This is a genomic window from Enterococcus devriesei, from assembly GCF_001885905.1.
Classification (GTDB): Bacteria; Bacillota; Bacilli; order Lactobacillales; family Enterococcaceae; genus Enterococcus_A; species Enterococcus_A devriesei.
The window spans coordinates 447,552-461,603 of the sequence record NZ_JXKM01000001.1 but is presented as its reverse complement, the minus strand read 5'-3'; the positions used below and the strand labels follow the sequence as shown (position 1 = coordinate 461,603).

General features: G+C 39.5%; 13 protein-coding genes. 3 read left to right on the top strand and 10 right to left on the bottom strand.

Annotation, left to right across the window (positions count from 1 at the left end; genetic code table 11):
* Positions 1 to 152 precede the first annotated feature (152 nt).
* Complete coding sequence (locus tag RV00_RS02100) at positions 153 to 449, top strand: DUF1827 family protein (RefSeq protein ID WP_071860944.1); 297 nt, start codon at positions 153 to 155, stop codon at positions 447 to 449.
* Positions 450 to 460: 11 nt separating this feature from the next.
* Here the strand turns inward: RV00_RS02100 and RV00_RS02095 are convergent, their stop codons facing one another.
* The 4 genes from RV00_RS02095 to RV00_RS02080 form a co-directional block, all read right to left on the bottom strand.
* Positions 461 to 2,248, bottom strand: a complete 1,788-nt coding sequence (locus RV00_RS02095; RefSeq protein ID WP_084133204.1) for a hypothetical protein — start codon at positions 2,246 to 2,248, stop codon at positions 461 to 463.
* Positions 2,249 to 2,266: 18 nt separating this feature from the next.
* Positions 2,267 to 3,844, bottom strand: a complete 1,578-nt coding sequence (locus RV00_RS02090) for a peptide chain release factor 3 (protein ID WP_071860943.1) — start codon at positions 3,842 to 3,844, stop codon at positions 2,267 to 2,269.
* A gap of 153 nt (positions 3,845 to 3,997) precedes the next feature.
* A complete protein-coding gene (locus RV00_RS02085) occupies positions 3,998 to 5,374 on the bottom strand; it encodes a hemolysin family protein (RefSeq protein ID WP_071860942.1) in 1,377 nt (458 codons plus the stop codon).
* A 110-nt stretch (positions 5,375 to 5,484) separates the two neighbouring features.
* Positions 5,485 to 6,609, bottom strand: coding sequence for an AI-2E family transporter (locus tag RV00_RS02080; RefSeq protein WP_071860941.1), 1,125 nt, complete (start codon positions 6,607 to 6,609; stop codon positions 5,485 to 5,487).
* A 76-nt stretch (positions 6,610 to 6,685) separates the two neighbouring features.
* Between RV00_RS02080 and RV00_RS02075 the strand changes: the two genes are divergently transcribed.
* Positions 6,686 to 7,120, top strand: a complete 435-nt coding sequence (locus RV00_RS02075) for a GNAT family N-acetyltransferase (RefSeq protein ID WP_071860940.1) — start codon at positions 6,686 to 6,688, stop codon at positions 7,118 to 7,120.
* A gap of 44 nt (positions 7,121 to 7,164) precedes the next feature.
* Here the strand turns inward: RV00_RS02075 and ntdP are convergent, their stop codons facing one another.
* The 3 genes from ntdP to recX form a co-directional block, all read right to left on the bottom strand.
* Entirely contained in the window at positions 7,165 to 7,698 is a 534-nt protein-coding gene (ntdP, locus tag RV00_RS02070) for a nucleoside tri-diphosphate phosphatase (RefSeq protein WP_071860939.1), read from the bottom strand.
* A gap of 95 nt (positions 7,699 to 7,793) precedes the next feature.
* A complete protein-coding gene (gene mutY / locus RV00_RS02065) occupies positions 7,794 to 8,945 on the bottom strand; it encodes an A/G-specific adenine glycosylase (protein WP_071860938.1) in 1,152 nt (383 codons plus the stop codon).
* Positions 8,938 to 9,735 (bottom strand): recombination regulator RecX, encoded by a 798-nt coding sequence (gene recX / locus RV00_RS02060; RefSeq protein ID WP_071860937.1) that lies wholly within the window; start codon positions 9,733 to 9,735, stop codon positions 8,938 to 8,940. The genes mutY and recX overlap by 8 nt, the downstream gene beginning before the upstream one ends.
* A gap of 189 nt (positions 9,736 to 9,924) precedes the next feature.
* Here recX and rlmD point away from each other — a divergent pair, with 189 nt between their 5' ends.
* A complete protein-coding gene (rlmD, locus tag RV00_RS02055; RefSeq protein WP_071860936.1) occupies positions 9,925 to 11,298 on the top strand; it encodes a 23S rRNA (uracil(1939)-C(5))-methyltransferase RlmD in 1,374 nt (457 codons plus the stop codon).
* Positions 11,299 to 11,343: 45 nt separating this feature from the next.
* Here the strand turns inward: rlmD and RV00_RS02050 are convergent, their stop codons facing one another.
* The 3 genes from RV00_RS02050 to RV00_RS02040 all read right to left on the bottom strand — a co-directional run bounded on the left by RV00_RS02050 (position 11,344) and on the right by RV00_RS02040 (position 14,027).
* Positions 11,344 to 12,561: an LCP family glycopolymer transferase gene (locus RV00_RS02050; RefSeq protein ID WP_071860935.1), complete on the bottom strand. Its 1,218-nt coding sequence runs from the start codon at positions 12,559 to 12,561 to the stop codon at positions 11,344 to 11,346.
* A gap of 317 nt (positions 12,562 to 12,878) precedes the next feature.
* Positions 12,879 to 13,487 (bottom strand): superoxide dismutase, encoded by a 609-nt coding sequence (locus RV00_RS02045; RefSeq protein WP_071860934.1) that lies wholly within the window; start codon positions 13,485 to 13,487, stop codon positions 12,879 to 12,881.
* Between the two features lie 72 nt (positions 13,488 to 13,559).
* Positions 13,560 to 14,027, bottom strand: a complete 468-nt coding sequence (locus RV00_RS02040) for a GtrA family protein (protein ID WP_071860933.1) — start codon at positions 14,025 to 14,027, stop codon at positions 13,560 to 13,562.
* Positions 14,028 to 14,052 lie beyond the last annotated feature (25 nt).

Here is a 14,052-nt window from a genome sequence, read left to right as displayed (position 1 = left end):
GAAAAAAGGATTCCCGCAAAACGTGGGGATCCCTTTTCTCTCTGTAAATTTTTTTAATTTATTCATCTATTTCGAGCAATTTCCTTCTTTTTTTTTAATAATTTTTATATAATTATCTTATAACGTATTCTGTTGGAAGAAGGTGTTTCGCGATGAAACTTATCAATGTTACAAATAGTCATTCTCGAATGGTCTATAATCAATTGGAGAATACCGATGCAAATATGATTAAAGTCTACACGATTGGTAACACAACCGTGATCTATACAGATGCCTATAAACATGCTGAGATAGTTCTCAAAAATAAGAATCGAAACATATTACCCACCGAAGTTGAATTTGTACATAAATACTTTAAGCGTAAATTAAACGACGGTACCTATGATTTTGAAAACATTTCGTACTTAGAATCACCAGGATTAATTGAGATGTCGATAAAAAAGAGTTGAAGCTAATAGCTTCAACTCTTTTTGTTTACTTTACTAGCGATTCGTGGCAGTTGGAAGATACCCACTAAAGCAAGTACTTCAATCCATTGAATAACTGGTACTCCGCCACCTGTATAAACCATCATAAACAGATCACGCCTTTCTGGTGCCCACGAACAAAACCATGAAACGCCAATCAAGAAAATGACATAAGATAAACTTAGACCAGTTATTAATAGTAACAGGCCTCTAAAAGTACTAGAGTTAGATTTAGAAAAAAAACTACCAAACAGAATCAAGAGAAATCCAATAGAAAAAACGATTAACCAAAGGGGTACTATTTTTTGATAGATTCTGATAACGATGTTAGATATTTTAGCTGCTTTAGTCAGTTCGATAGGCTTAGGATTCGACTTATTACTATCTCTCCAATTATTAGAAAATGAATGATGCAACAATTGTTCAGCAAGTAGGACCTCTTCTTCCGGTCCTACAGTGGTATCATTTGCTTGCCGGTACCCTTTATAAAAGACGTTATAGTCCCAACCTGATTTCATAAATTCCCCGACTAACGGAAAATCCTTTAGGTGCTTACCATCCCCAGTAGCTGTCAGATAAATTTCCTTCTTCTTCGTCAACTGTTTTTTCTTGTAGGCATTGGCTAATTCTGTATTGACCTTTTGCCAAAAAGCTTCCGTTTTTTTTCCATCCCTATAGTAACCAGCTTGTGCGGCGGCTTCTCTCAATGCCCAAAAAATAATATCACCAGCGATATCTTCGCCCTTACTCCAGGTACTGCCATGATAAATCCAATCAATTTTTTTGCTAATTGTTTTCAGAGTAGGGGACACCGCCTCAGCTTTATCCAATGCCTTACGAGATACCCAGATTTTGCTATTCGTTTCGTTTAAATCGGTACCGTCATCCATTCGGATTAATTGCTTAGAAACCTGACCGAAGGCTCCACCCGTACGGTCATTGACCACGGGAATGCCGTAATGATCCTCGTTCAAACTTTTTAAAACCGAATGAGTAGTAAGTAACAAAATAAATGGGAGAATACACAAAAGTAGTTTTATTAGCTGTGACTGACGAATTTTTATTCTTTTTAATACTACTAATAGTGGCTTATTCAATTTCAACTCGCGAGTATTTTCAAAAAGTACTGCGCTAGCAATAATTAACAGTCCCACAACTAGTAAAGGTAATAACCAAAGTGAATCTTCCCGAATATACCAATAAAAAGGAAAAATTAACGATAACCCAATACTCCAAGGAGCAAATATTTTCAGTTTCTCTTTTCTTCTAAAATACAAACCGACTAAACAGCCAAGCACTAAAAAAACTGCTGGTACAACAATCGTATTTCGATAAATGCGGGTGCTGTATTCACCGGTAAAAGTGACTGGTGAATACAAAAAGAAACTATAAATAGAGGCTATCAGCCACCGATTCTTGATTAGTGGGCGTAAAGCTAATGCCGATACACTACTTGCCAATATATTAAACAATCCTAAAAATATACCATAGGACAAATGAAACTTGTTTCCAAGTGCCATAAAAAGTGGATATGAAATTCCTTTTGATAAGGTTCTTGTTGTATAATCACCTAACCAGTGTCCCCGCAATAATTCATTTCCTTGATTAATAAATAATTGATCATCATAGCCAGCAAATAAATTAACGTAGTAGGCAGCTTTGACACTTAAAACTAATCGAAGCAAGGTTAGCCCGAGCAATCCGAGAATCAAAAGATACTTACTTGGCTGCTTTAAAATTTTTTGTCTAAATTTTTTACCGCGAACCATTACTTGTTGCATCTGTCTATCTCCTTTTGACTACATCAAGCTCTTCAATTCTACATCTGGGTACTTATCCGCAAACCAACGCATCGCAAATTGATTTTCGAATAAGAATAGTGGTTGATCGAAGCGGTCCTTCGCTAAAATATTCCGACTAGAACTCATGCGTTCATCTAATTGTTCTGGATCAATCCAGCGAGCGATTTTATTTCCCATTGGCGTCATGACAACTTCGGCGTTGTATTCGTTCAGCATCCGATATTGAAAGACTTCAAACTGCAATTGACCCACTGCACCGATAATATATTCATCCGTCAAATAGGTCTTGTATAATTGGATCGCGCCTTCTTGAACGAGTTGATAAATTCCTTTATGGAAGGATTTTTGCTTCATCACATTTTTAGCAGTGACTTTCATGAATAGCTCCGGTGTAAATGAAGGCAATTCTTCATAAGCGACCTTTAATTTTCCTTCATATATCGTATCACCAATCTGATAGTTCCCGGTATCATAGACCCCGATAATATCTCCTGCCACGGCTTCTTCTACATTTTCTCTGGCATCCGCCATAAATTGCGTGACATTACTTAATTTCATTTTCTTCGCTGTCCGGCCTAAAAAGACATCCATCCCCCGCTCAAAAGTTCCTGAGCAAACACGAACGAAAGCGATTCGATCACGATGGTTTGGATTCATATTAGCTTGGATCTTAAAGACAAAGCCGGAAAATTCTTCTTCATAAGGTGAAACAGCTTCACCCTCTTCAGTTTTATGGGCATGTGGTTTTGGGGCTAAGTCTACAAAAGATTCTAAAAAGGTTTCAACCCCAAAATTCGTTAAAGCTGATCCGAAGAAGACAGGGGTTTGATCGCCACGGCCAATTTTTTCAAGATCAAATTGATCACCTGCTTCTCGAACGAGCTCAACTTCCCCTAAAACATCTTCATAAATCGACTTTTCTTTTAACGGATGGGCTCCAGCGATTTTGCCATCAGTCAGCTTAACAAAACGTTCGCCTTCGTATTGTTCTGGGCGATAAAATTCGATTCGTTCATTGTAAATATCATATAAACCTTCCAACCCTTTTCCCATGCCGATTGGCCAATTCATTGGATAGGATTCGATGTCTAATAATTCTTCTAGCTCTTCCAATAATTCCAAAGGTTCACGACCGTCACGGTCTAATTTATTAATGAAGGTAAAAATCGGAATGCCACGACGTTTAACGACTTGGAAAAGTTTTTTCGTTTGGGCCTCAATCCCTTTGGCGCTATCAATTACCATGACGGCACTATCGACCGCCATTAAAGTACGATAGGTATCTTCTGAAAAATCTTCGTGTCCCGGGGTATCCAAAATATTGACTCGTTTGCCGTCAAAATCAAACTGCATCACCGAACTGGTCACTGAGATCCCACGTTGCTTTTCGATGTCCATCCAGTCGGATTTCGCAAAATTTCCCGTTTTTTTACCTTTAACGGTTCCGGCTTGACGGATCGCGCCGCCGAATAATAATAATTGTTCAGTAATCGTCGTTTTACCAGCATCCGGGTGGGAAATAATGGCAAACGTGCGACGACTGTCCACTTGTTGTTTTAAATTAGGATTGTTCATATTATTGCTCCATTCATCTAGCTAGTTTCTTTAAAATTTCAACCCAATCAGTATAGCATGGATTTTACTTGCTTGAAAAGTTGAATCGTTTTTTGTTGTGATCTATTACAAAAAGAAAACACTCTGCTATGCAGAATGTTTTCTTCGTCCTTGTTAGCGTCTTGGTTCGTCGTCATCGAAGTCTTTCGTAAATAAACGACGTTCCTCTTCAGGCTCGGCATTTTCATGTTCTTCAGGATGGAAAATCGCTCGCAAGGTCAAGACGCGGGAGCCTTCCATTTCTTCTGAGATTAAAGTTAAATCATCCACATCAAAGGACAACTTCTCACCTTCGTCAGGAATCGTTCCTAAGGCGGTGATCAAGTAGCCCGCCATCGTGTCGACATCACTCATATGCAAGTTTAACCCAAATTCTTCGTTAAACTCGTCAATCAGCATTTTGCCGTTAATCAAGTATTCGTTGTCGCCAACTTTTTCATAAAGTTTTTCGACTTCATCAGATTCGTCGTCGATTTCGCCAACGATTTCTTCCAATAAATCTTCAAGGGTTACTAACCCTACCATACCGCCATACTCGTCTAAGAGAATCGACATTTGGTTTTGAGTTTTCTTTAATTCATAAAGCAAGTCGTCAATGAAGATCGTTTCTGGCACAAATAACGGTTCTTGCAAGATTTTTTGCAATTGTACGTTTTCAAAGCCGAATTGACGCGCTGATTTTAACAAGGTCTTCGTATGTAAAATTCCGACTACCTTATCTTTATCCTCATCGTAAACGGGAATTCTTGAATAACTTTCGTTCAAGATCTCATCGATATTTTCCAATACAGGATCATTGATATCGATCATAAACGAATCTGTCCGTGGAACCATAACTTCGCGAGCAACTTTGGTGTCTAGTGAAAAAACGCCTTGAAGCATTTCGATTTCGTCATTATCCAATACGCCTTCTGTCTCTAACATATATCGCATTTCATCACGAGTCATTTTCGTGTCTTCATCATCAAAGGTCATTGGCGTGATTTTCGCCAAAAGATTGGTTGAAGCCGTCAATAACCAAACAAATGGTTTTGTAATTATTCCTAGCATGCGCACAACACCGGAAGTAAACTGAGCAACTTCCTCTGTTTTAGTCATGGCAATCCGCTTGGGGTACAATTCTCCAAATACAATTGAAACATAGGTCAATAATATCATGACGATTACAGTAGCTAGAGTCTTGGCTACCGCACTACCGCCTAAAACTGGTGCCAAACGAGCAGACAATCCATCTGCCAAAGATGCCCCTGACAAGATATTTACTAAAGTAATCCCAACTTGGATCGTTGATAAAAAATTATTTGGATCATGGATAATCTGTAATAATTTCTTCGATTTGGGATTTCCCTCATCCGCTTTTTGTTCTACCCGGTTTTTATTGACCGACACCACCGCGATTTCAGCCGCAGCTAGAAATCCGTTGATTAACGTTAATACGACTAATAAACTTAGTTGTAAAATTAACGACTGACTATCGGGGTCAGCATTCATAATTGCATTCGCTCCTTAATTTAAAGTGTAAAAAAAGTGGCACAAAGGCCACGATAAAATCGTATCACATCGATTGTTTTTATGCAATCTTTATCAAGCGCGATCGATCCTTAACTTAGAAATTCCTGTTCCCGTTCTTCTTGTTTCGTTTGTCTAAAGATTTTTGCGATAAAGACGATGATCGTCCGTAAAATCGCATATACCGGAACGCCTAGAAAGACACCTAGAATGCCCGCCAAATTTCCAGCAACTAACAAGATCAAAATAATCGTCAAAGGATGAATATTTAAAGACTTGCCAATGACATTAGGATAAATCACGTTGCCGTCGATCTGTTGAACAATGATAACCACTATCACACATAATAATGCTTTATAAGGTGAATCAAAGAAGGTATAGATCAAAGCTGGCGCTAATCCAAGATAAGGACCTAAATAAGGAATCAAGTTCGTTAAACCGGCAATCACACCGAATAAAAAGGCATAATCAACACCAATTAATAAGTATCCTAAAAAAGTAAAGGTTCCAACGAATAAGCACTCAATTGCTTGCCCACTAATGTAATCGGATAAGGTCTTATTCAACTGCTTCAATAAGCCTTTGATGTTTTCCCGCTGCTTTTCAGGGAACACTTTCTCGACATTCGGTACTAGTTTCTCACCGTCTTTCAGCATGTAAAAAAGAATAAACGGAACCGTGATCAATAGTAAAACGACTGTCGTGATTTTCCCAATCAAAGAGCCTAAACTATTGGTTAGCCCGCCTAGAAATTGTTGCAACAGATTTCCTGCTGATACATCAAAATTACTAATATACTTATCGACATCTAACTCTTTAAAAAGTGGAAACCGAGTGGCGTTATTTGCCGCTTCCTGCAGCCACGTTTGCATATTATTGACAAAACCAGGAATATTCTTCGCCAAAGAAACCAACTGATCAACTAAATTTGGAATAACACTCATAAAAACTAATACAATGATAGCAATCAATAAAATGAAGATCAGTGCGATCGCCGGCAGCCGCTTCACACCTAATTTCATTAATAAATTAACCAGCGGATTCAATAAGTAATACAAAAAGCCGGCAATCAAGATCGGCGCAAATAGCGTCGTAAAAAATGTTCCGATCGGTTGAAAAATAAAATCGATTTTTGATGAGACCAAAATAAAGGTGGCGATAATCAAAATCTCCACAGACCAAAACATTAATTTTGAATTTCTAATTTTCTCAAACATCCATCTACTCCTTTTTTTAGATTTGGTTTATAGTATACATCATGTGGAGAAAAATCCCCTTGAGGAAGGTGTCATTATGAAAATTTTAATTACTAAGGATACGATGAGCGAGATTTATTTAGATGCTGTTCGAATTCGCCAAAAAGTCTTCGTCCAGGAACAAGGCGTACCGGCCAATTTAGAAATTGATGGCAACGAAGCCTATTCGGTCCACTTTGTCCTTTATACGGATGAAGAAAAACCAGCAGCTACCGTTCGTTTGTTGCCGCTTGACGAGCAAACATTCAAGTTACAACGAATGGCTGTGCTAAAAGACTTTCGTGGGAAAAATTATGGCCGAGAAATCATCGCTGAAGCCGAAACCTTTGCGCAGCAACAACATTTCAAAGTCATTGAGCTTGGCGCACAATTGACCGCTCAGGACTTTTATCAAAAATTGGGCTATGTTCCTTATGGTGAAGTCTTTCAAGATGCTGGGATTGATCATGTGCATATGAAAAAGGAAGTATAAATAGGAACTATAAAAAACTGCTGACTCTCATCAGCAGTTTCTTTCTACTTCCGCGACAATTGCTTGTAGCGATCATACCAAATATCAATATAGCCTTGGGAAAAAGGCCCCTTTTCATTGTTGATCCAGTCCACTAAGATCTTGACGTTTTCTTTTAGAACATAATCAATTTCTTTAGAATAATGCATCTGTTGGCTATGCGCTTCATATTCATCAACGTCGAGCAATCGTTTTTCCCCATCAGGAAAAACCTTGACATCTAAATCGTAGTCAATGTACTTTAACGCTTCGTCATCTAATACATAGGGTGAAGCCAGATTACAATAATAAGAAACTCCCTTCTCTCGTATCATCGCTATTATGTTGAACCAGTATTTTTGATGAAAATAAACAATCGCTGGTTCGCGAGTGACCCATCTTCTGCCGTCTGATTCTGTGACCAGAGTGTGGTCATTCAGGCCGATCAGTGAACACTCACTTGTTTTTAATACCATGGTATCCCGCCACGTTCGATGCAAACTGCCGTCGTGTTTGTAACTTTTGATGGTCACAAACTCTCCTTCTTTTGGAACTCCCATAGCTACCCTTCCCTCAGCGGAAAAATTCCGCATTTGTTTGGGTGTTATCACACCGACATCAGAATTATTATAGCAATAAAATCTGAGATTGCCTACTAATCTTTGTCGTCGGTGCGATTATTTTCAAAAACTTCCAACATTTTTTGTTGGGGCTTTGGAAAAACATACTTAGGAAAATCATTTGGCTTTACCCAAGTGCCTTGTAAAGTCAATGGTGTGCTGCTGCGTCCATAAAAAACGAGGATATGCCAGCGCAGATGACTAAAGACATGTTTGACTTCACCAATGATTTTTTTCTGCCAAATAACTGCTTGCCCTGAGAAAAATTCCGGACTGTCTTCAGCCACTTGCGAGCTAGAAAATAAATCCCAAGCTTCGGGAGCATATTGACTTTGCAATTCTTTAAAGCGAGTTTCCGATAGTTCTTCTAATGGGAAGAGCCACAGATTGGCTAACAAGCCTGATGCTGGTCGCTGCTGTAAAAGAAATTCCTGCTGGTTATTTTCAATAATACCAGCGATGTAATACACATCTTTAGGCTTTTGTTTTTTTGATTTGATGGGAAAATCGGTTTGGCGATTTTCCTTGTAGGCTTGACAATAGTTTTGGATTGGACAGCTTTCACATTGGGGGCTCTTAGGAGTACAAATACTTGACCCTAGATCCATCATGGCTTGATTGAAATCGCCCGGTTCAGTCGGACTGATGATTGTCCGCATCGCCTCATCAAAAACACCACGGCTGCTGGCTTTGGCAATATCTTCTTCAACACAAAATAAGCGGCTGACCACTCGCATGACATTACCATCAATTGCCGGCTCAGGGATCTCAAAAGCAATACTGCTGATTGCCCCTGCCGTATAGGGTCCGACGCCTTTTAACGAACGAATTGCTTCGACTGTGGTTGGAAAATCACCGTCAAACTCTTCCATGATTTGCTTCGCCGCTGCCTGTAAATTACGCGCCCTAGAATAGTAGCCTAGACCTTCCCAAACTTTCAGCAATTTATCCTCTGGCGCTACCGCTAACGCTTTGATTGTCGGAAATTCTTCCATAAAACGATAAAAATAATCAATCACGGTATCGACTCTAGTCTGTTGCAGCATAATCTCCGAAATCCAAATCCGGTAAGGATCATGATTATAGCGCCATGGCAGATTCCGTTTTTCCTGTTGATACCACGCCAAGAAGTCAGCTTGAAATTCAACAATCTCTTCCGTTGTCCAATTTTCCCAGCCCTTACTCATCAGCTTCCTCTTTTCCACGAATAAACGCGTCAATTTGATCTAGTTGGAAACCTTTTTGATATAAGCTTTGTTTGACCTTTTGGCGTCGCTTGGCGGGTTCAAAGCGTTGATTCTTGCGCCATAATTTCTCCCCTTGCACTTCAAGAGCGTCACTTTCCTGTTCATCCACCTCGGAAAAATCCAGTTCAGCCAAAACATTTTTACTCGTATCACTGTTGAAGCCTTTGGTCATTAACAGCTGTTGGATTTTTTGGCGAACTTCTCGTTGACTATGGTGATGAAATTTTTTCAAGGACTTTTGGGCCGTGTGAAGCGCCACCTGAAATTGTTCATCAGTTTCATACAAATACAAAGCTTGCTGAATATCATTTTCCTTCAGGCCCTTTTGCTTTAATTTTTGTTGTAAGACTCGTGGCCCTTTATCGCCAAGCCGCATTTGGGTACGAATATAACTCTCCCCGTAGACCAGATCATCGACTAGCTTGACTTCCTTCAAGCGAATGACGATTTTATTGCGGTCATCACTTTCAATTTCATTATCCTTTAAATACGTTCGGATTTCTTTTTCCGTTCGTAGTTGATAGCTCAAATAGTTTAGTGCCATTTGATAGCCCATATCTTCTTTACCTTCTCGCTTAATCTCAGCCAGAAGTTTCTCATCTAATTCTTGACCTTTCAGTAATCGATGGCGAACCACAGTATCTTCCGATAAACGCAGCGTTTCGCCGTTAGAAAATTCTACTTTATAAAAAGGGCCACGCCCTTGGCTGATTTTTACTACCGTCAACATGCTGACTCCCCCTCGCAAAAATTAATTCTATCATAGAAACCCAACCAATCACTAAAAATATGCTAAAATAATGCCAGTCCAATAGATTGAATCCATTTGAAAACATAAAAAAATTGCGCTTGATAAAAGCGATTCATTAGCTTGTCCAATTATCACTAGCAACTTGTATAAATAGAAAGGAGCTGCCTCATGGCTGTTCAATTAAAACCGAACCAAACATTGACCTTAAAAATCAAACGCCTTGGCATTAACGGTGAAGGCATCGCTTATTACAAACGCCTAATCATTTTTGTAACCGGCGCCTTACCAAACGAAACGGTGGTTGCCCGGATCACTAAAGCGACCCCGCGCTTTGGGGAAGCCTCCTTAGTAAAGATCACCAAAAAAAGTCCTGATCGCGTCACACCTCCATGTCCAGTTTACGAAGAATGCGGTGGCTGCCAATTGCAACATTTAGCTTATTCCAAGCAGTTAGACTTTAAAAAAGACTTACTGCGCCAGGCACTGGAAAAATTCAAGCCAGCCGGTTATCAAGCTTTCCAATTACGTGACACTTTAGGAATGGACGATCCGTGGCACTATCGGAACAAGGCTCAGTTTCAATTACGCCAAAATAAGAAGACTAAGCAAGTTGAAGCTGGTCTTTATCAAGCGGAATCCCATCAGCTAGTTCCAATTAAAGATTGTCTCGTACAAGAACCGACGACTCAAAAAGTCATCAATACCGTCGTAAAGCTTTTGACAAAATATGATTTGCCAATTTACGACGAACGCACGAACTCAGGAATTCTCCGGACATTGATGGTGCGGATCGGTATTGAGACTGGCGAAGTCCAGCTAGTCCTGATTACCAAAACAAAAAAATTGCCGCAAGCAAACGCCTTGATCCGCGAGATCACCAATCGGTTGCCAGAGATCGTTTCGATCATGCAAAATGTGCAAGACAAAAAAACGTCTGTCATCATGGGAGATGAGACGCTCCATCTTTGGGGCAAAGAAGTCATTAATGAAAAAATCAACGAAGTGAGTTTTGAACTTTCGCCTCGTGCCTTCTTCCAATTGAACCCGCAACAGACAAAGGTGCTTTATCAAGAAGCGATCGATGCTTTAGATTTGGCGACGCCTAAAACAATTGTCGATGCTTATTGCGGTGTTGGAACGATTGGGCTTTCATTAGCCAAACAAGCGAAAGAAGTTCGGGGCATGGATATCATTCCCCAAGCGATCGATGATGCTAAGAAGAATGCGGAAGCAATGAACCTGACAAACACTCATTATGAAGTTGGAACCGCTGAAAGTTTGTTACCAAAATGGTTAAAGGAAGGATTTGCGCCAGATGCCATCGTCGTAGATCCGCCTCGGACCGGTTTAGACAATCAGTTGTTAAAAGCGATCCAAGAATCGCCGAGTCCCCAGATGGTCTACATTTCCTGTAATGTTTCTACTCTGGCACGTGACCTCGTCAGTCTCGCAAACATTTATCAGGTAGACTATTTACAATCGGTTGATATGTTCCCACAAACCGCCCGTTGCGAAGTGGTCGTGAAATTAACTAGAAAATAAGCAAAAGGAGCTGAGATTAAATTATCTTAGCTCCTTTTGCTTATTTTAATAATTTACAGCTGGTTGACCATAAGGATCACTTTGTTGACCTGCGTTTGGATCGGTAGCACCACCATAACCTTGATTTGGATCAGTATAACCTTGATCGTACTGCGTTTGATCGCCATTTTGAGTAGTATCACTACCTTGTTGGTAGCCATTACCACTTGTATCATAATTGTTCGGATTGTCATAGCCAGGAGCAAATTGGCTCGTATCTTCGCTGGCTTTGCCATCTGAATCATCGTAAAACAAGCTGTCGGCATCTTCCTCATTTAGATTTGGCAGCGTGCTGGCTGTCGGTTTATCTAATTGTTTTTTCAAGGTATTTTGAATATCTAACAATTCATTCGTACCTAAAATTTGATAATAGATTTCATCGATCATTTGACTCTTGCCAACCAATTGTTTCTGTTTGATCGTATCAAAGGCTGGTAGATAGTTTGTACCGATATCCATCATATCGTCCCATGATAAATCCGTCCGCATATTTTTTTCGACGGCTTTTAAAATCTTCTTGTAATTCCCTACACCATTAATTGACATAGCCTTACGTAAAATTTTGGTTACAACCTCACGTTGGCGACGTTGGCGTCCAACGTCTCCTTCAGGATCTTCGTAACGCATCCGGGCGTAGGCCAAGCCTTTTTCCCCATCAAGCTTCTGCTTTCCTTTTGCCACATGAATCCCATCTAAAGTGAAGTCAATCTTATTATTTACTTCGATCCCACCAACGGCATCGATCAAATCCTTCAAACCTCGCATATTGATTGAGACATAATGGTCTAACGGAATATCTAATAGCGTTTCAATCGTGTCCATCGACATTTTGACACCGCCAAAGGCATAGGCGTGATTCAACTTGTCATTGGTACCATAACCAACGATCTTCGTTAAAATGTCACGGTCAAGACTGACGATTGTGGATTTTTTCTGTTTAGGATTGATCGTCACTACCATCATACTATCTGAACGGCCCTGATCTGAACGACCTAGGTCGCCCGTGTCAATCCCCGCAAGCAAGATGGAAAATGGTTCTGCATTATCGATATTCGGTTTTTCTCCGCTCTCACGCTTCAAACTGGTTCGTTTAACAGTTTGACGAATGCTATCAACCATTTTACTCGCATCATTTGTTACTTGGACAGCATAATAGGTAATGCCCCCGACAAATAAATTTAGGAGGACTAATAATCCAACAATCACTTTTTTCCAACGACTCATCGCGCACCTCAATCAACATTTTTTACGGTTTATTTTCTCATAGAACGACTTTTGGTTCAACCAACACCAAAAAAATTAATTTTATATAACAGAAATTTAAAAAAGTAATAACTAAAAATCTACTCTATGAAACCGATTTATACCATAAAATTATGAAGATTCCTAGAATTTACAAGCTATCCTTTCTTAATTATCGTCGAAAGTATTTTTTCAATATAGAATTTAAACTTTTATTAAAAATGAATAGCTTGATTACCATCCTTATGAATACACTGAGCAAAACAAAAAAAGATGCTCGAAAGCATCTTTATAATCAACTATTTAGCCGCTGCCAAATTTTTATTCGCTTGATCCCAGTTAACAACATCCCAAAAAGCGGCGATGTAATCTGGACGAACATTTTTATATTTCAAGTAATAGGCATGTTCCCAAACATCTAAACCAATAATCGGTGTTTTGCCATCTGTTAATGGACTATCTTGGTTGGCAGTCGAAGTGATTTCTAGTTTGCCATTATTGATTACTAGCCAAGCCCAGCCAGAACCAAAACGACCGGTTGCAGCTGTTTTGAATTCTTCTTTCATTTTTTCAAAACCGCCGAACGCTTCATCAATGGCTGCTTTGATCTCACCTGTTGGTTCACCGCCAGCGTTTGGCGCCATAATTTTCCAGAAGAAGCTGTGGTTTGCATGACCGCCCCCGTTATTACGGACAGCTGTCCGAATATCTTCAGGAACTTCACTTAAGTTCGTTACTAGTTCTTCTACTGTTTGTTCTGCCAATTCTGGATATTTTTCAATCGCAGCGTTTAAGTTAGTTACATACGTGTTGTGGTGTTTATCATGATGCAAATGCATCGTTTCAACATCGATATAAGGCTCTAAAGCGTCGTATCCATAAGGTAAATCTGGTAAAGTATAAGCCATTGTTCAATTCCTCCTTAAAATATCTTACATTTTAACTGTATCAAACAACGCAACTATCTTCAAAACATATGCTTAGCGTGGTGAAGAATTCGTTTTCTCCTCCTCGATAACCTCTACCTTCTTGAAAATAAAGACCTTACTGAAAATATAATTGGCTACTACGACGACTACTTGAGTGATGAGCTTAGCGACTAGATTCCCTGTGTGGAGCATATCGATGAATAAATACATACAGGCCATATCCATACCAAAAGAAACCACACGAGCAACGATGAATTTACCAAACTCCCACGCAAGGGCTCCTAAGCTTTCCGTTTTCGATTGAAAAACCCAAACTTTATTCGTAACAAAGGCAAAGAGCACTGAAAAAACCCACGAGATCGTATTTGAGATCGGCCAGTCCAGCTGAAACACTTGGTAAGAAAGAGCAAAAACTACAATGTTAACAACTGTAGTCAGCCCCCCAAAAAACAAATAGATAAAGACTTCCCATAATCTTTTTGCTTTGAGATAATTTTTAAATTGATGATAGATTTTCATAATTACTCACTTTCCTATTCTTCTC